Origin of the sequence: Macrococcus brunensis (assembly GCF_004359615.1) — a bacterium.
Classification (GTDB): domain Bacteria; phylum Bacillota; class Bacilli; order Staphylococcales; family Staphylococcaceae; genus Macrococcus; species Macrococcus brunensis.
Genome location: NZ_SCWA01000005.1, coordinates 35582 through 53835, shown reverse-complemented (window position 1 = coordinate 53835; position 18254 = coordinate 35582). Strand labels below are relative to the sequence as shown.

The window sequence follows — 18254 nt, the reverse complement described above, 5'->3', positions numbered from 1 at the left end:
TTTTGTATAAATCCGTTTTAGATGAAATCAATGAGTTTTTTGATACAGACATGACAAAAGATCTAAAGTTTCGCAAAAAACATCTCAAAGCACTGAAGAAAGAAATCAGGGAACGGGAAAAAGATATTCTGAATGCCCTAGCTGCGGACCTAGGTAAAGGTAAAGTAGAGGCTTATGCTTCAGAAATCGGCTTTATCTTAAAATCCATCTCCATGTTTATAAAGGAAACGAAGAATTACAGTAAAGTAGAATCCATCTCAACACCGATGATGCAGTTCCCAGGAAAAAGTTATATCATGCGTGAACCACTTGGGACTGTCCTGATCATCGGACCTTTTAACTACCCATTCCAGCTCGTCATGGAGCCTTTAATCGGTGCCATTGCAGCAGGTAACTGTGCTGTTATAAAACCTTCTGAGCAGACGCCACATACAAGCGCCATTATCGAAGAAATCATCTCTGCCGTCTTTCCGGCTGATTACGTGAAAGTCGTTCAAGGAGAGAAAGAAGTCACTTCAGAATTACTGGAACAGAAATTTGATTTCATCTTCTTCACGGGCAGTACTAAAGTCGGCCAGATCGTATACGAAGCAGCAAGTAAGAATCTGACACCCGTTGCACTTGAACTAGGCGGCAAAAGTCCGACGATTATCGATGAGACGGCTAACATCAAAGTCGCTGCTGAGCGTATCGCGTTCGGTAAATTTATGAATGCCGGTCAGACCTGCATCGCACCTGACTATGTTCTGATCGACCGGAAAGTAAAAGAACAGTTTATCAAAGCGATGCGTTCGACACTGAAAGATTTCTACGGCAAGGATGCTCAAACATCTGCGGACTATGGTCGCATTGTTAACGAACGTCATTTCGACCGACTGGATGCACTGCGACAAAGCGCAGAAAATGATATCGTCATCGGCGGTGAAACAGACCGAACAGAGCGCTATATCGCGCCAACATTGATTGATAACGTGCAGCTTGATGACAAAATCATGGAAGAAGAAATCTTCGGGCCTCTGCTGCCGATTGTCACATTTGACGACCGCGAGGAAATCTTCCCGATTATCAAGAGCTATGATAAACCGCTCGCGTTATATATCTTCAGTGAAGATGAAGACTTTGTTAAAAAAGTCTTTAAACGCCTATCATTTGGTGGCGGCTGCATCAACGATACGCTGATGCATGTCTCTAACCCCTACCTGCCATTCGGCGGTGTCGGTGCATCAGGCATCGGACACTATCACGGGAAGTATTCATTCGATTTGTTCAGTCATCAGAAATCCTATATGACAAAAGGAACGAAGCTTGAAACGGGACTGATGTTCCCACCTTACAAAGGGAAGTTCAAATACATTAGACAGTTATATAAATAAAAGACAAGACTGCTGACGCGCGTAATCAGCAGTCTTTTTTTATGACTGTAGAATTTCTTTAAATAGCATGGATTTTTAGCAGAACAAGACGAAAAGAAAGCATTTTATCAATTTCAGCATGCTTTGATATGCTATTTCGTCTTTTTCTGTATTTTTGAGTTTTCTTGACCATCGCCTAGAATAAGGCTGAGGTGATATATGTTTATTAAAATACATGAACCATCAGATTATCAGAAGTTCTTGCTGGCTGCTGAACAACGTTTAATCTTGAATGACCATGATGATATGAAACTATCCACTTATTTGCGCGGAGTTGAAGGAGAAACTCTATTTTATGAACTCATCAATCATTCCGAATGCGTTAAACTATGGGATTTTAATTTGAAGTATCGAGGAAACAGCCAATATGACTTTCTGGTCTGGCATAAGGAGACTCTGTTTCATTTTGACATCAAGAACTTTGCCGGCCATTATAAAATCATCAATTATCAGTTCGTGTCTGAGCGTGACTATGTTCATACAGATGTGACGTCCCAGTTGAATAAGGCGCATTATAAGCTTGAGACTTTTCTGAAGAACCAGCAGATTAAGACTAAAGTTGTCAGTAAGACCGTTTTTATCAATCCTGGTTTTAATTTGTCTGCAGATTTTGTGCCAGATCATGTTATTCTTCCATATCAGATAGAAAAGCTCGTAGAATTTATTTCCAGTATTGTCCCGCAGCCTGCTCATTCTATTTATGCTGAGAAAATGAAGTCATTTCATTACTCAGGCGCGCATTTTGATAGAATTCATTACTATCCTTTTGAAGAATATAAACGAGGTATGAGATGTCCGAAGTGCAGGAGATTAACTATGGTGCATCAGCAGAAAAAGAGATATGTAACATGTCAACATTGCCAGCAATGCAGTGACAATCAGACAGCTTTGATATATTTAATGAAAGAAATGTCGCTGCTGAAAAATGCTCCACTGACATCAACTGAAGTCAGTGAGTGGAGCGGTTTTCCTAAGTCAACGGTACGAGAAATCATACAGAAAATCTGTACGAAAGAAGGCGCGAATAAAAATAGAACCTATCAATTAAAATAGTGAGTCAGTAGTTACCAGCGATATTCCTCATTTGTCGCTGGTAACTCATAAACTTTATCGATTTCACCCGGGTTACCAGCGATATTTCTCTTTTATCGCTGATAACTCATAATTTTCCTTGCTTTCACCCGACTTACCAGCGATATTTCACGTTTATCGCTGGTAAGTCACCCTCTCCATTCCCACCAAAAAACCGCTCCTCGCGTGAGGAGCGGTTTTCCAACTCTAGTATAACTCTGGTCGGCGTGATTCAAATACCGGTATTGCCTGTCTGATTGCTGTTGAACGTTCTATGTCTATATCTGCGATGATTGTTTCTTCTTTCTGGCTTGCTGCAGCGAGCACTTGGCCAGTCGGCTCTATAATCATCGATTGCCCGCCGAAGACTGTACCGTTACATTCACCTGCTGCATTACAAGCTGCGATGTAACACTGATTTTCTATCGCACGTGCTTTAAGCAGTGCAGTAAAATGATCCATTCGTTCTTCCGGCCACTCTGCGACGACGTATATGATTTCTGCACCTTCTAAAGCAAGTCGGCGTGTCAGCTCGGGGAATCTTAAATCATAACAGATGATGACGCCCATTTTCTCTCCGGCGAGTTCAAATGTTTTAAACTGTTCTCCTGCTGATAAATAGCGCGGTTCATCCAGCATCGGCACTAAGTGTATTTTATCGTATTGATAGGCCACTTCTCCCTGCTTGTTGACGATGACACTTCTATTAAAATGCTTTTCTTCCTCTGACACCGCCATTGATCCGCCGACAATATGAATCCCTTTTTCCTGCGCCAGACCTTTTAAAAAGTCAATTTCACGTCTGCCTTTTTCATCAGCAAGTTCACCTAATCGTTCTAACTCGTAAGAAGTATTCCACATTTCAGGCAGGACAGCAATATCTATTCCTTCCAGTCCGCGGAGCCAGCTGGCTACTTTCTCCATTGCGAGGTCCGGCCTGCCTGGCACGACTTCCATCTGATAGAGTGCGATTCTCATGACAGGAATTGTACGCAGACACCTTCAGCTGCCTGCTGATCCTTCTCGAGAAGCGTCAGTCTGCCTGTCTCCGCATCACGTTCAAATAATACAACGTTACCGCTCACTTCATGTGCACAGACTAAGAACTGATCATCATTTGAAATATTGAAGTCACGCGGCCAGTCGCCACCACAGTCGACGATTTCTACAAGTGACAGTGCAGCACCGTCTTCTTCTACTTTAAAGACTGCAATGCTCTGGTGACCTCTGTTTGAAGCATAAACAAATTGGTTGTCATGACTCATGCGGATGGCTGCACCTTGCGTATTCTCTTTAAAATCAGCAGGAATTGCTAAATGCTGCTCCAATAGTTCAAACTCACCATTATCGTATTTGAGTACAAATACTTCATTGCTTAGTTCTGTCATGACGTAAGCGTATCTGCCATTCTGATTGAAGACGAGATGTCTCGGACCTGCGCCTGCCGGAACTTTCAGTGCCTGTTCACGCTTCAGTCCGTCTTCATCAAATGTAAAGGTGATAATCTCATCAGCCCCCAGGTCGACAGCCACTGCTTTACCGTCCGGTGTTTCTTTAATGAAATGCGTGTGTGCTTTATCCTGACGATCTTCGTTAGGTCCAAGCCCCTCCTGCACGACTACATTGATCAGTTTCTGAATTGCACCGCTTTCTGTATCTAACTTGTAAAGACGCGCTTCTGCTGCCCCGTAAACGGCTTCAAACAGATAGTTACCGTCCTGACTGACTGAGATATGACAGCCAGATTCTGCTGATTCCAGACAGTCATTGATCAGTTCAAGCTGTCCTTCTTCCCCTATCTTATAAGCTGCGACACCTGCTTTATCGTTTTCTTTTTTAATACCATATAAAAAGTCGCCGTGTTGTACGACGTATGTTGATGCGGGCACCTCGTAGCCCGTTTCAACTGTTTCGATTTTTTTCTCTTCCGCATTTAATACAAAACGGTAGATGCCTTTACCTTCTTTTTTAGTATATGAGCCAATGTATCCAATCATCCTATTGCCTCCTTTTTTCTTTTATCTTAACAGACTATTCCCCCTTCAAAAAAACATATGCAAATTCAAATTTTTTTCTTGCCAACAGTTTAGTAATACATTACAATTTGTTTGGTAAAAATAAATTAGTAGTTATATAAAACCTCAAGTTAAGTCATACTATATTTTACAATTCTGTATCTTGGAGGTGTGAGATTGCTCAAACCCTATAAACTTAAGACTTTAACCCCTATCAATCAGACATTGCACAATCAGACGCCTCTGTTTGATGCACTGAAATTATATGAAGAACAGGATGTCGTCAGCTTCGATGTACCGGGACATAAGCGTGGTCTCGATAGTGAAACAGACCTTCATTACTACGGCCGCTCTACTTTGCGTCATGACGTCAACTCGATGCCGCAGCTGGATAATTACGATAACCCGAAAGGTGTCATCAAAGAAGCACAGGATTTAATGGCTGACTTATACCTTGCTGACCAGGCCCATTTCCTTGTAAATGGCACAACTGAAGGCATTCAGGCTATGATTTTCTCTGTCTGTAAGCCTGGTGACAAACTGATTCTACCGCGCAATGTCCATAAATCTGTGCTGAATGCGATGGCCCTTGCTGATGTCACACCAATTTATGTACTGCCTGAATTTGATACAGAGTTCGGCATCGCTCATAACTTAAGTGTAGAAACAGTCAGAAAAACCATTGAAGAGCATCCTGATGCACGTGCTGTTTTCATCATGAATCCGACTTACTTCGGTGCTGTCAGTGACTTGAAAGCAATCGTGGATCTTGCCCATGCGCATGATATGCCGGTTCTTGTCGACGAAGCGCACGGTGCACACTTCAGATGTTCGCCTGAACTGCCTATTTCCAGCATGGAAGCAGGTGCAGATCTTGCTGCAACAAGTCTTCATAAGACAGGCGGCTCGTTCACACAGTCGAGTGTCCTGCTCGTTAAAGGACACCGGGTAGACCCGCATAAAGTGAAGAGTGTCATCAATATGCTGACATCTACTTCTGCTTCTTACTTGCTGATGTCTTCACTCGATATCGCTCGTAAACATCTGGCCTTACACGGCGAGAAACGGATTCAGGCATTGATGCCGCATGTCCGTCAATTCAAAGAAGCAGTCACAGCTGTCCCAGGGTTTCATATGCTGGATGGCCATGATTTCAACAGACTTTATAATCAGGACCTCGATGAAACAAAACTGACCATCTATGTCGACTCATCAATCGATCTATCAGGTTTTGAGATCTATAAACTGTTACGCAATGACTACAACATTCAGATGGAGCTCGCTGAACCTAACGTCGTTATGGGGATTGTGACTGCAGCAGATAATGCCTATGTCCTTGAACGTTTAAGAGATGCGCTCATGGATATTAGTCATAAACACCATGACGCAGCACGTGAAGTCTATGCACCGGTGCTCAAGCAGCTTGCCATTCCGGAGCAGGCGATGGGCCTTCGTGAAGTTCTGTACGGTGAGAAACATCCCGTCTCCATTGAAGAAGCACTTGGTGAAATCTGTGCAGAATCATTAATGATTTATCCACCGGGTATTCCTATACTGATGGCTGGTGAACGCATTTCACAGGAAGTCATTGACTACTGGCAGTTCATCAACAACCAGCCTATCATCAAAATCGGTACTGAAAATTCAAATCAAGTTTATATTATGAATAGAAAAGAGGACAATTAATAATGAAATTAACAACTTTAGGCAGACACGTTTTAATCGAATACTATAACTGTGACAAAGACATCTTAAAAGACCACGATAAAATCGAAGAAATCATGAACGAGGCGGCACGCGTATCAGGTGCAACTATCGTTGAAAGCTGCTTCCATACTTTCAATCCTTACGGTGTATCAGGGGCTGTCATCATCTCTGAATCTCATTTAACAATCCATACATGGCCTGAATATGGTTACGCATCAGTTGACGTCTTCACATGTGGTGATACAGTAGACCCATGGAGAGCAGAAGACTTCCTTGAAAAAGCATTAAAAGCTGAGCTCTCTGATTCATATGAAATCGGCCGCGGTATGGCTGACAAAATCCATAAGTATTCTAAAGGTGAAATCGTCGTAGAATCATTCAAACCTGTCGAAGTCGACGTAAAATAAGGAGGATTATCCATGTTAGATCTTTGGTACACAGAAAATCATACAGATAACGTTCGTTTTTCAATCAAAACAAATAAACATATCCACTCTGAGCAGTCTGATTTCCAGCAGATTGACTTCTTTGAGTCTGATGAATTTGGTACATTCTTCACATTAGACGGCTTAATGATGGTGAATGAGAAAGATGAATTCGTCTATCACGATATGATTACACACGTAGCGATGGCAACAAATCCTAATATCAAAAAAGTATTAGTTATCGGTGGCGGTGACGGTGGTACTGTGCGTGAATTAACGCGTTATGCGTCTATCGAACAGATTGATATGGTCGAAATCGATGAACGCGTGGTCCGCTTGTCTCAGGAATACCTGCCGATTACTGCCGGCAAATTAGAAGATCCTCGTGTGACACTGTTATTCGAAGATGGCCTTGCTTATGTCAAGAACAAAGAAGATGGTTATTATGACCTCATCTTAGTTGACTCTACAGATCCAATCGGTCCTGGTGAAGGCTTGTTCTCACATGACTTCTATAACAACTGTTTCCGTGTACTGACAGACGACGGTATTTTAATCAATCAGCACGAATCACCGTACTATCCAAGCTACGCACATGAAATGAAACGTGCTCATTCAAAAATCAAAGGTCTCTTCCCTATCACACGTGTCTATCAGTTCCATATGCCGACTTATCCGTCAGGCCACTGGCTCTTCGGCTTCGCGTCTAAGAAGTTCGATCCATTAAAAGATGCCGACTTAGAAGCATGGAATAAACTTGGACTTAAAACGAAATACTACAATACAGATATCCATACAGGCGCATTCGCCCTTCCGACATTCGTCAAGGAGATGCTGAATGATGCAGCCGAATAAACATGTCTATATGGCCTGTGAGTCGACTTTCGACGAGGCCTCAACCGTTATTTACGGTGCACCTTTTGATGGCACTGTCTCAAATCGTCCAGGGACACGTTTTGCAGCAGATGCGATTCGTTCTGAGTCGTATGGCTTAGAAACCTACAGTCCTTATTTAGATAAAGATCTGGAAGATGTCAACATCATGGATTCGGGAGACGTTGATATCACGATCGGCAACAAAGTGAAAGTACTGGATGAGCTGGAAGCGACAGCACGCGAGATTTTAACAGCGGGTAAGCTGCCTTTTATGATTGGCGGCGAGCATTTAGTAACGCTCGGCCCCTTCCGTGCAGTCCACGAAAAATATCCTGAAGTTGTACTCGTCCAGCTTGATGCCCATACAGATTTACGCGACGACTATATGGGCGAGCCGTTAAGCCATGCGACAGTCGTTCGTCGTATCCATGACATTACAGGCGATGGCCGTATCTTCCAATATGGCATCCGTTCAGGCACTAAAGAAGAATTCGACTGGAGCAATGCGCATACGACGCTAGAAAAATTCTCTATCGATACTTTGCAGGACCTGCCAGATATACTGAAAGATACACCGGTCTATGTCACGATTGATCTTGACTGTCTCGATCCTTCCATCTTCCCTGGTACCGGCACACCAGAACCAGGCGGTCTGACTTATAAGGAACTGGAACCAGCGTTTAAAATATTCGAGCAGCTGAACGTTGTGGCAGCCGATATTGTGGAACTCTCTCCACCCTATGATGCATCAGGTGTATCAAATGCCGTTGCAGCTAAAGTCGCACGCGAGCTCATGCTTGCGATCACCAAATAGACAAAACCTTACACTGATGTGTGAGGTTTTTTTGCACTGGACAACTGATTCCTGTTAATTGCTCATCAAGCCTTATGCTTTATCTCATCCGACTAGTGAATAATGTTATAAAATATAACTATTTCATCATCAATATAGGTATAATATATTTATTCTATAGAAGGACGAGGATACAACAATGAAATTTTCACAATTTCCCTCCAATGTCAGACTCAGAATCATCTGTGGTTTCTTTGATCATGCAGCCGGTATGAGCGTCATGCCTTTCATGGTTCTTTATATCGCTGATGAACTTGGTAAGGTGGCATCTGGTATTTTACTGAGTCTTAACGTCATTTTCGGTCTGATCTGCGGTCTCTGCGGTGGTTATTTTGCCGACCGCTTCAGTCGAAAAGGACAGCTTGTCGCAGGACAGCTTTTGTTTGCTGTGCTAATTGTGATGATGACTATTTTCATTCATCCGGCCATCAATCAGCCGTGGCTGGTCACACTCTTTTTTATGCTGACCGCTGTCAGCAATGCAATGATATTCCCTGCACTGGAAGCCCTTATCATTGACTCGACAACCGAAGAAATGAGGAAGTCTGTGTATGTGACAACTTACTGGACAAACAATCTGGCGACAGCAATCGGCACAGCAATCGGCGGTTTGTTCTACAAAGACTACCGTATTTTTCTATTTATATGTATCATTATTATCATGCTGATCAATACCGTCATCTTTAAGCGCTATCTCATCGACCCGACTGTCAATAAAGTACGCAAAGTTGTTGAGACGCACTGGGTCAGAGATTTGCTCAGTAGTTATCGCGTTGCGCTTAAGGATAGACGTTTCGTCGTCTTTACAACGGCAATGATTTTTGTTTTTTCGGCAGAGTTTGCATTGACGAATTATATCGGTGTGCATCTGCACAACACCTTTAAACCGATTGATCTCTTCGGCATTCATGTCGACGGTGTTCGTATGATGAGTATCCTGCTTATTGAAAATACACTGCTTGTTGTCTCCATCACTTTTCTGGTCTCAAAATTAACTGAACGTAGAAATCAGGTCTATGTCCTTCTACTCGGCACTTTTCTTTATACAGCCGGCTATGGCCTGGCTCATTATCTGACGACCTGGTATTTACTTGTCATTGTCATCTTTTTTGCGACAGTCGGTGAACTGATGCAGACACCGATTATTTCAGTCTTCCAGGCTAAACTGATGCCAGAGGATAAACGTGCAAGTTATATCGCTTTTAGTTCTCTCGGTTACAGCGGTGCCGGTCTTGTTGCAAGTTCCGGTCTGATTATCGGCGTTGTCTTAAATAGCATGATGATGTCCATCTATGTCATCATCATGGGACTTATCGGTATGCTGCTCTTCTATCTTGCTGTTCATACCCATATCTTTAAACAACCGATACCCGAATAATTAAGAAAACAGCCTCTTTTCATTATAAAAAAGAGGCTGTTTTTTCGCTTGCAAAATAAAAAAATAATAAATAGTGTTGCAATACAGAACGTATGTTCGTATAATGAAGCTACATCAGTGAAAGAAGTGATGTTATGGAACATCCAGTCTATGGTGAGCTGGATTATCGTCAAGTTGATCCCAGTCAGCTGAATCCGCACATACCAAAAGGGCGAGGCATGATTAAATGGGCGCCATTTGCGACAATGCCTGAGCAGTTCCAAAGTGTCAGACAGCATATAGAGAATCAGAACAAGATTGCCCGGCCCGAACTATCAGACGACCGTCTTGAGGAGCTGGATATGCAGCTGCGAGAAGCGAAACGGCAGCAGTGTCCTGTTCTGATTCAGTTCTATAGTGAAGGCTATATCAATGACCTCTTAATGACTATCGAGAGAATTGATATGTGGGCTCTTCATATCATCGGAATCAATCAAGCCAATCAGCAGATGTGCTTCATTTCATTTATGGATGTCATCAATATCACCCTTGAAACTATCTGAGTTCTTCAGATAGTTTTTTGTAAACTTAATTAAACTTATTTTTTACATGAATACATGAATCATGACTAAAATGTAAATAAATAGAGGTTAACTGTTGAATAAAGCACCTATTTCAAATGATTTATAACAGCGATGTAGAGATTCTATAGAATATGTAATCCAGTAGATTCGATAACGGCGAACTGTCACAATGAAAGAAAAAAGAAGGAGATAACGGATGTTACACTTCAGTATTCTATTTATGGCTGCCCTAGCATCTACACCTGCACCTGACCACCTTATTCAAATCGTCGATAATAACAATCAGCCCTTACCTCACTACTCAGTTACTCTGATGATTGATAATCAGCCGATTCCTGCAGAGACATCATCCGACGGCCAGCTGCTAGTGGAAACGGATGAAGTCATTATCAATGGTGACTCTTTCACTTTGGATGAAGAACAGGAACTAATCGTTATATCTGATGTAGTTGACGAGCCACTTCAGAGCACTGAACAGCCGTATGAAACACTCATTCAAGTTGTCGATCAGCTTAATGAACCCCTGCCGACTCATTCCCTTCTGCTGGACGGTGAAGAAGTCATGACAGATGAAGAAGGTCAGCTTCTCCTTGAGCTTTCTCCTGGCGACCATGAGCTATCATACGATGAAAAGCATATGACACTTCAGGCTGGTGAAAAAGACTATTTCACTATTGAGACAAAGTCAGAGCAATCTGCCAACTCGAGCGTAGGCAGTTCCTCAGAAGAGATGCCTATACACAAACGGGTACCAAAAAGAAGACCTGCAGCTGGTCTTGTCATCCAGAAACCGTCTCAAAAACCTATCCAAAGACCTATTCAGAAATCTATAAAGACACTGAAACCAGCTGTTCTTCATCCTCAGCCAAAACCTCAACCTAAAATCCAGCAAAAACCGTCAGAACAACGCTCTAAGAAAATTGCAACTAAGAAGATACATGAACAACATATAGAAACATCCCAAAAACCAGTTAAAGTCCATATAGAAAAAGAGAAGATAGCTAAAGTAACTTATCCGACTAAACAAACCCATTCAACAAAACTAACTCATCCAACTAAGCAAATTCATTCAACTCATCCAACAGCAGATATCGTCCCCCATAAAACGACACAAAAAGTCATCAAAAAGACGCCTGTCCGAAAGATAAGCGTTAAACCACAACTACCTGTTACAAAACCTCAAGTCGACCCTCGTCCCCAAGTAAAAACAGAGGAAATAGCTACTCTAAAATATAGTCGTCCTAAAAAGAAAAAATCATTACAATTGCCTCAGGCAGGAGAACATGATATTACAAAACTGATCAGCTCTATTCTTGCTGTCAGCGGCATCAGCCTGCTCATCTTCTCACGCCGTTCATTCAGAACATAAAAAAACTTGCCGGATGGCAAGTTTTTATAGGTTTTGTGCTTCAATCTGAGCAACGATATCCTTTGTACGACGTTCAATATCTTCAAAATCTGCTTTAAAACGAGTAAATAAGAAAGCAGCTCCACCTGTTACAACAATCGCTAATAAGAATACAATAAAGAATAAAGCTTTAAAAAATCCCTTCATTTGTTTCACCTCTACCTTTATAATAATTTTATTTTACCATATTAAATTCCCTTTACGAAATATTTAAAACAACCTATGCTATGATATTGTAAAATCTTTATAAAAGAAATGGCTGATTTGTTCTACTTGCTGCGTAACAGCATCAGAACCTCGAGGAAATCAAAAGCCCGATGTAACGGCGGAATTTTTCTACCGACATAGTCGTGTGGCATATGAAGATTACAGCCAAATCATCCAGGTGTCTGAGCATATTTTTTAATGGCACAAGAACGAAGTTTTGAAATCACTTAGCGTGTTCATTTCGGAAGGAGTCTAATCGATCATTAAATAGTTAAAAAAAGCGTCCTTGTCTTGAAGATAAGGACGTTTTTCTTCTCTCCTCTTTAGTATTTATAAAAATATGCATATATATAATGTTTTTATAAATATTTATATTGTTTTTTTATAATTTTCTGATTATAATCAATTTATGCTTCACAAATCTTAACTGACTAAGGAGATTATAAAATGAAAAAAATCATTGCACCTGCTTTGCTTTCATCGGTTATGCTTGCTTCTTTAGTTCCTACCCATGTGACAGAAGCTAAAACCGACGCTTCGAAATCACTTAGTAAAATGGAAAAAGTTCACAACAAGCAAGATGCTAAACACGCACTGAAAAATCTTCCTGGCTCTAAAGCAGTGAAAAAGAACTATAAACAATATGAAGTAGTCGCTACTGAAACAGATAGCGAGGGGTTTACTCATTACACATTGAAACCAAAAGTAAATGGTAAGGCCGCTCTTCATTCAGAAGTAAAAGTTCATGTTAATAAAGAAGGACAGATTGTCTTTGTCAATGGTGATCTTGATCAGAAAACACTTGCACCGACTAATACTCAGAAACTTTCAAGCGCGGATGCCGTGGATAAAGCTTTTGAAACAGCTGGCGTTAAACAATCAGAAGTTAAGAATATGATGGGTCGAAAAGTGGTTAAGAAAGCAGATCTTGTCATCAATGCGGAAAAAAATAAATATGTTTATAACGTACAACTCATTTATGTCACGCCGAAGCCGGCAAACTGGAACATCCAGATTGATGCAGAGACGGGAGAAGTGGTTAAAAAGCAGAATCTTCTTGAAGAAGTGGCAACAACAGGCTACGGCTACGGGAATAAAGGAGATTATAAATCACTTAATATCACTGCAGATAGCGGTCAGTACTATTTAGTCGACCAGACTCATACTGGAAATATTGAAACTTATGATGCACATAACACAAAATCCAACTATAACCTGATTTCTGATTATGACAATGCATTCACGAGTACGTCACAGCGTGCGGGTGTAGATGCACATTATTATGCAGATCAAGTTTATGATTATTATAAAAACACACATAATCGTGATTCCTATGATGGCAAAGGAGCACCTCTTTACTCAGTGGTACATTACGGTTACAACCATAATAATGCTTATTGGAATGGTGAAGCAATGTTCTACGGTGATGGTGACGGGCGTACATTCTCACCATTATCAGGTGCCAATGATATCGTCGCACATGAATTAACACATGCTGTCACTGATTATACAGCTGGTCTTGTTTATGAGTATGAATCTGGTGCTCTAAATGAATCTTTCTCCGATGTCTTTGGTTATTTTGTTGACCCTGATTTCCTGATGGGAGAAGATGCTTATACACCTGGCATTGCCGGTGACGCACTGCGCAGTATGTCGAATCCGGAACAATATGATCAGCCAGCCCATATGAGCCAGTATCAGTACCTGCCAAATACAGAAGATGGTGACTACGGCGGTGTTCATATCAACAGTGGTATCCCGAATAAAGCCTTTTACAATACAGTGACAGTCATCGGAAAAGCTAAAGCAGAGAAAATCTACTATCGTGCATTAAGTTACTACCTAACACCAAATGCTTCGTTCTCAGACGCACGAGCAGCATTAATCCGCTCAGCACAGGATCTCTACGGTTCAACTGATGCGAATACAGTAGCAAATGCATGGTCTAAAGTCGGCGTTTATTAATAACAAAAAGAAAGGCGAGAGACTTCTGTCTCTCACCTTTCTTTTTTATGCAACGACTTTATCATCAATCCCTAAGTTCACTAATTCATCCAGTTTGGACGGATCACAGAAGAACATGACTTTGCAGTCATGCCAGTCTTCCACTACTTTGCCTATGCGTGCAATGTGCCAGGGATTGAAGAAAGTCTGTCCTGATTTATTAAAGCAGTATTCATCATCAATGACATAGCAGGCATGGACGACTACACCGTCATGTTCAAATACCAGCACACTGTCTTTTGTCGCCCGATCGAACCGCTTGAAATGATTGCGTTCCAGCATATCCAGGAATGACTGACTATGCACCCATTCGTCCAGCAAGGACGGCTCATCTGCCACACCATAGAGTGCAGCTGCAAAGCAGTTTCCGCCATGTTCCTCCGGAAACACATGGTGCAGCTGCTGAAAACGTTCTGGCAGACCCCTGGTATCAATCTCTTCAATCTTCTCATCATAAAGGTGAATCAGTTTCTGCTGCGTTGTTGACGTAAGACTACGCCAGAACTTCTGAGTAATCAATAAATTGCCAAGCACAAGCCTGGAACCCGTTCGACGCTGCTCCTGGAATATGAGCTGCTGCAGATCATCTGAAAGAGATTCGTACCACCCAGGACGCGCAACAATCACGTAATCATAGTCTTGAATCCGCCATGTTCTATGGCAGTTACTCACATGAAAGTTTTTATACAGAATATGTCCTTTGAACTCATCTTTTGGACATACCACGGTCGTTTTTAAGTGTTCAGCTAAAAGTTTGTACGTTGAACTGTCGACGAAGAAAAGGTCCTTCTCCTGTTCAAACGTTCTCATTTTATCACTCCTCGGTACTCACCTTAGGGGAAATATATGCATAAGTCAAGTGAAGACGGCTATTACACTTTCTTTGCATAATAAAAGCTGGAGATGCCTTGGGACAGAACAACGAGTGCCATATAGAGGATAAATGTATCTTCGCCCGGCAGATGCAGCCAGTCAAAATAGTAAAGAGAATAGAACATCATTCCTATAAGAATCGTCATCATAAAAGTTAACTTATAGCTCTTAAAGTTAATCAGCTGCTCACGTTCATCGAAATGTTCACCCTCAAAAATAAAGGAACGTAGAATCAGTACAATTCCAAGCACAAATGTCATGACCCAGATACTCATATTCTGCATTCCAACTACTATACCGATAAAGGCACCTAATAATGCAAGCATTATTCCCATACCGAACAATACTTTTTGATTAAACGCACGCTTCATCAAAATCCCTCCTACATAATTTTTGAATAAATCAGTCGGCTAACACTTGAGCTGATAGTTAAGATTGATAAACAGATAATCAACATCTGTTCAGCAGAAAATAACTGGTTGATGACCCCCCCTCTAATAACCTGAGATATGAAGAGGATAATAGCAAAAATGAGCAGTGATAGCATGGCGATAAAGTTACTTCTATATTTAATCAGCTTGTCTCTTTCATCTTCTTTATCTGGTATATCTATTATACTGAAAACAATAAACATTACAGCTAAACTTAAAGACATCAACCAATGTTCAAACTGCTTATAACCGTATACTTCAAAACTCTGCCAGCATGATATTAATGAAAATAAACCTATAGCTAAAAATACCCATTGCTTTCCCTTTAACTTCATAGCTTCCCTCCTAGTAATCTGATTCTTCTAAAATAAAAATCTCGGTAACATCGACGTCGAACAATTCAGCAATAATCAGTCCAAGCGGCAGTGAAGGATTGTACTTTCCTTTTTCAATCGAAATAATTGTCTGTCTCGACACATTCAGCTTTTCAGCCAGTCGCTGCTGCGACATCCCTTTTGCCTGTCTGTATTCGGCCAACTTATTTTCCATAGCTTCACCTCGTTATCATTATAATAAATGTAAAGTTAGCTTTACGTCAAGTAAACTTTACATTTCATACAAAAAAACAACCATCCTAAGATAGCTGTTCATCTTCTACCACTCTGTTACTACCTGCATAGATACCTGTTATCATAAAGATAACCACCATCACAAACAGCAGGATAATACCGGAAGTCCAGCTGTCTGTTATATCATGCAGATAGCCCATCATAAACGGTCCGATAGACGCAATCAGATAGCCTACCGACTGGCCGAATCCTGACAAGGCGATGCTGCCTTCTTTCGTACGTGCACGTAGTGAGCAGAAAAGCATACAGATACTGAAGGCAGAGCCGCTGCCAAGTCCCGCAAAAATCATGGCCATTAAAGCATAGTCTGTAAATAACAGGCTGTATCCTATCAGAAAGAATGATGAAACAATCACAACAAGTATACGCTGAGCTTTCATCTTGCCTGCAATAACCGGGAAGATAAAGGTCATCGGCACCTGAGCGAACTGGTTGAGCATCAGATAAAAACCTGCTATCTTAGGATCAATACCTCTATCCACCATTAATGCCGGAAACCAGGCCGCTGTCGTGGAGAACAACATGGACTGGAATCCCATCATGATTGCGACCATCCAGGCGAGCTTCGAACGACTCATCTTATAACATACAACGATTCCCTTGTCTCAATTTTTCCTGTCAGCTGTGGCAGCCAGATAATAGCGGCGATAACAGCGAATACCACCCAGAAGCCTAGTGAGAGTTTAATGCCTAAGTCGCTCATCTCATACAACGGATAACTTGCCCCTGCTCCGAAACCAGCTGTTAAATTCATCGTTGTACTATAAATACCTGTCGCGAGTCCAATCTGAAGAGGAAACGCCCATTTCACATAACTGGGCAGTGTCACATTACTGATAGCAATCGCGATACCCATTAGAATCGTACCTAGCATAAAGATACCAATCCCACCAGACACACGTATAATCAAACCGACCACAAGCAACAGAATGGCATAGAAAATGGTCTGTGACATCCCAAGACGATTCACCACTTTAGAAACGAACGGAGAAACAAGACCGAAAATAATCAGAGGAATTGTTGTGAGAAAACCAGCCAGCGTATCATTGATGGCAAGAGTCTCTTTGATTTCATTAATCATCGGACCAACTGCGGTCAGCGGCGATCTAAGCGTCGCAGCTACAAATATGATCCCGATAAGCAGCAGCCATCTATTTTTAATCATCACTTCACCTCATCTACATTGTAGACGATTTAGCGCAAAAAAAGTAAAAGAACAAGAAACTAGTACTTGTTCTCTTCTTTATCTATATCTCTTAAATATAATCTATAGAATATAAATGACATAATAACTGAAGCAATTGCACTACCAATTCTCACTTCTTCCGGAACAAATAGGGTCAATAGACCAAAAGCAAGAGCTACTATCAGCATCACATATGTTAGTAGTAAATTCGTATTCATCCATCACATCTCCTAATATTATCGATTATATTTAGCAGCTGTACGATAGTAGACAAATGATGAAGCAGCAATCATAATTCCTATCAGAAAAATTCCTGGCAACTGACTATTATTCGATACGACTGAATAGCCGCAAAGAATCAGCATAGAAAAGACTGCTATAAAGATGAGTGAAGCATAACAATTGAATAAACTCTGTAAGGTAATCAGTCTCTCCCCCTCATCCATTGAATTAATCCAGATACGATTCATATCTTTACGTTCAGCGTCATATTCATAGTCGCCATTATAGATTTGAGGCAGCAATTTTATCAATGCCCGGCAAAGATAAGTAGTGAAGAAAATAAAAAATAATCCAACTATTGTAATCAGAAGGAGAAAAGATTCGAAAAACATTAAAGAACTTGTCAACCAGAGCAGGGTTAATGGTAGACCAAGTGATGCATATAATGAACTCTTATTGTAAATATCAATCAGTCTGATGTTCTCTTCATCCGACTGCTCCTTGGATAACAGTTTCTTAGTTTCCTTATAATAACTAAATGCAGTAATCAAAGAAATCACAAGCAGCAATAGCAGAATAGATGAAACAACTAATCTAAGCTGCAGCGGATAATAAGCATTCAGATATTTCACCATATCTATTCCAAAACTCCCGAGGATTCCTATTAATCCACCAGCCAGGCCGCCTATTATAAACCATTTCCAAGTGTTTTTCATAATTCTTCCTCCTCAAATATAAAGATATTCTCCACCGGTTCATTAAATATTCTCGCGATTCTCACTGCTGTCAGTATAGAGGGCATAAAATCATCCCGCTCTATCAGTGAAATGGTCTGCCTTGAAACGCCAGCTTTTTTAGCAAGTTCAGTCTGATTGTAACCGTCACGAGCTCTTAGTTCTTTCAAGCGATTTTTCATCTCTTCACCTTTTTCATTAACTTTTATATCTATATTGTAATACATACTTTTCATTTTGACAAATATATTAGTCATATT

The 18254-nt window shown here is 41.1% G+C and carries 22 protein-coding genes; 10 read left to right on the top strand and 12 right to left on the bottom strand.

Annotation, left to right across the window (positions count from 1 at the left end; all coding sequences use genetic code 11):
• Positions 1–50: 50 nt before the first annotated feature.
• Entirely contained in the window at positions 51–1373 is a 1323-nt protein-coding gene (locus tag ERX27_RS03845) for an aldehyde dehydrogenase (RefSeq protein WP_133431592.1), read from the top strand.
• Positions 1374–1571: 198 nt separating this feature from the next.
• Positions 1572–2465, top strand: a complete 894-nt coding sequence (locus ERX27_RS03840; protein ID WP_133431517.1) for a nuclease-related domain-containing protein — start codon at positions 1572–1574, stop codon at positions 2463–2465.
• A gap of 225 nt (positions 2466–2690) precedes the next feature.
• On the opposite strand, the gene ERX27_RS03835 is transcribed toward ERX27_RS03840, so the two are convergent.
• Positions 2691–3461 (bottom strand): carbon-nitrogen family hydrolase, encoded by a 771-nt coding sequence (locus ERX27_RS03835; RefSeq protein WP_133431516.1) that lies wholly within the window; start codon positions 3459–3461, stop codon positions 2691–2693.
• A complete protein-coding gene (gene pglS, locus ERX27_RS03830) occupies positions 3458–4480 on the bottom strand; it encodes a 6-phosphogluconolactonase (RefSeq protein WP_133431515.1) in 1023 nt (340 codons plus the stop codon). Before pglS ends, ERX27_RS03835 begins: the two co-directional genes overlap by 4 nt.
• Positions 4481–4675: 195 nt before the next feature.
• On the opposite strand from pglS, the gene ERX27_RS03825 reads away from it, so the two are divergent.
• The 7 genes from ERX27_RS03825 (at position 4676) to ERX27_RS03795 (ending at position 11669) form a co-directional block, all read left to right on the top strand.
• Complete coding sequence (locus tag ERX27_RS03825; RefSeq protein ID WP_208001746.1) at positions 4676–6184, top strand: aminotransferase class I/II-fold pyridoxal phosphate-dependent enzyme; 1509 nt, start codon at positions 4676–4678, stop codon at positions 6182–6184.
• Between the two features lie 2 nt (positions 6185–6186).
• Positions 6187–6612 carry an adenosylmethionine decarboxylase gene (speD, locus tag ERX27_RS03820; protein WP_133431514.1) on the top strand — a complete coding sequence of 142 codons (426 nt, stop codon included), beginning with the start codon at positions 6187–6189 and terminating at the stop codon, positions 6610–6612.
• A gap of 12 nt (positions 6613–6624) precedes the next feature.
• A complete protein-coding gene (gene speE, locus ERX27_RS03815; RefSeq protein WP_133431513.1) occupies positions 6625–7485 on the top strand; it encodes a polyamine aminopropyltransferase in 861 nt (286 codons plus the stop codon).
• A complete protein-coding gene (gene speB, locus ERX27_RS03810) occupies positions 7469–8320 on the top strand; it encodes an agmatinase (RefSeq protein WP_133431512.1) in 852 nt (283 codons plus the stop codon). Before speE ends, speB begins: the two co-directional genes overlap by 17 nt.
• A 178-nt stretch (positions 8321–8498) precedes the next feature.
• The gene (locus tag ERX27_RS03805) at positions 8499–9737 is read left to right on the top strand and encodes an MFS transporter (protein ID WP_133431511.1); all 1239 of its coding nucleotides are present in this window, start codon (positions 8499–8501) and stop codon (positions 9735–9737) included.
• A 134-nt stretch (positions 9738–9871) separates the two neighbouring features.
• The gene (locus ERX27_RS03800; RefSeq protein ID WP_133431510.1) at positions 9872–10279 is read left to right on the top strand and encodes a YolD-like family protein; all 408 of its coding nucleotides are present in this window, start codon (positions 9872–9874) and stop codon (positions 10277–10279) included.
• Between the two features lie 217 nt (positions 10280–10496).
• Complete coding sequence (locus ERX27_RS03795) at positions 10497–11669, top strand: hypothetical protein (protein WP_133431509.1); 1173 nt, start codon at positions 10497–10499, stop codon at positions 11667–11669.
• Positions 11670–11693: 24 nt separating this feature from the next.
• Here the strand turns inward: ERX27_RS03795 and ERX27_RS11370 are convergent, their stop codons facing one another.
• Positions 11694–11855 (bottom strand): hypothetical protein, encoded by a 162-nt coding sequence (locus tag ERX27_RS11370; RefSeq protein ID WP_165983077.1) that lies wholly within the window; start codon positions 11853–11855, stop codon positions 11694–11696.
• A gap of 507 nt (positions 11856–12362) precedes the next feature.
• Between ERX27_RS11370 and ERX27_RS03790 the strand changes: the two genes are divergently transcribed.
• Complete coding sequence (locus tag ERX27_RS03790; RefSeq protein ID WP_133431508.1) at positions 12363–13880, top strand: M4 family metallopeptidase; 1518 nt, start codon at positions 12363–12365, stop codon at positions 13878–13880.
• 45 nt (positions 13881–13925) lie between these two features.
• Here ERX27_RS03790 and ERX27_RS03785 read toward each other — a convergent pair whose 3' ends face one another.
• The 9 genes from ERX27_RS03785 to ERX27_RS03750 form a co-directional block, all read right to left on the bottom strand.
• Complete coding sequence (locus ERX27_RS03785) at positions 13926–14729, bottom strand: hypothetical protein (protein ID WP_133431507.1); 804 nt, start codon at positions 14727–14729, stop codon at positions 13926–13928.
• A 62-nt stretch (positions 14730–14791) separates the two neighbouring features.
• Positions 14792–15163: a DUF2178 domain-containing protein gene (locus tag ERX27_RS03780; protein WP_133431506.1), complete on the bottom strand. Its 372-nt coding sequence runs from the start codon at positions 15161–15163 to the stop codon at positions 14792–14794.
• Positions 15164–15174: 11 nt separating this feature from the next.
• Positions 15175–15558, bottom strand: coding sequence for a DUF2178 domain-containing protein (locus tag ERX27_RS03775; RefSeq protein ID WP_133431505.1), 384 nt, complete (start codon positions 15556–15558; stop codon positions 15175–15177).
• A 10-nt stretch (positions 15559–15568) separates the two neighbouring features.
• On the bottom strand, positions 15569–15772 hold the full coding sequence (locus tag ERX27_RS03770) for a helix-turn-helix transcriptional regulator (protein WP_133431504.1): 204 nt from the start codon (positions 15770–15772) through the stop codon (positions 15569–15571).
• Positions 15773–15857: 85 nt separating this feature from the next.
• Positions 15858–16430 (bottom strand): MFS transporter, encoded by a 573-nt coding sequence (locus ERX27_RS11605; RefSeq protein WP_341777583.1) that lies wholly within the window; start codon positions 16428–16430, stop codon positions 15858–15860.
• Positions 16427–17017, bottom strand: coding sequence for an MFS transporter (locus ERX27_RS11600; protein WP_341777582.1), 591 nt, complete (start codon positions 17015–17017; stop codon positions 16427–16429). Before ERX27_RS11600 ends, ERX27_RS11605 begins: the two co-directional genes overlap by 4 nt.
• 59 nt (positions 17018–17076) lie before the next feature.
• On the bottom strand, positions 17077–17256 hold the full coding sequence (locus ERX27_RS03760) for a hypothetical protein (RefSeq protein WP_133431503.1): 180 nt from the start codon (positions 17254–17256) through the stop codon (positions 17077–17079).
• A gap of 18 nt (positions 17257–17274) precedes the next feature.
• Positions 17275–17976, bottom strand: a complete 702-nt coding sequence (locus ERX27_RS03755) for a DUF3169 family protein (protein WP_133431502.1) — start codon at positions 17974–17976, stop codon at positions 17275–17277.
• A complete protein-coding gene (locus ERX27_RS03750) occupies positions 17973–18176 on the bottom strand; it encodes a helix-turn-helix transcriptional regulator (protein WP_133431501.1) in 204 nt (67 codons plus the stop codon). Before ERX27_RS03750 ends, ERX27_RS03755 begins: the two co-directional genes overlap by 4 nt.
• Between the last annotated feature and the right edge of the window lie 78 nt (positions 18177–18254).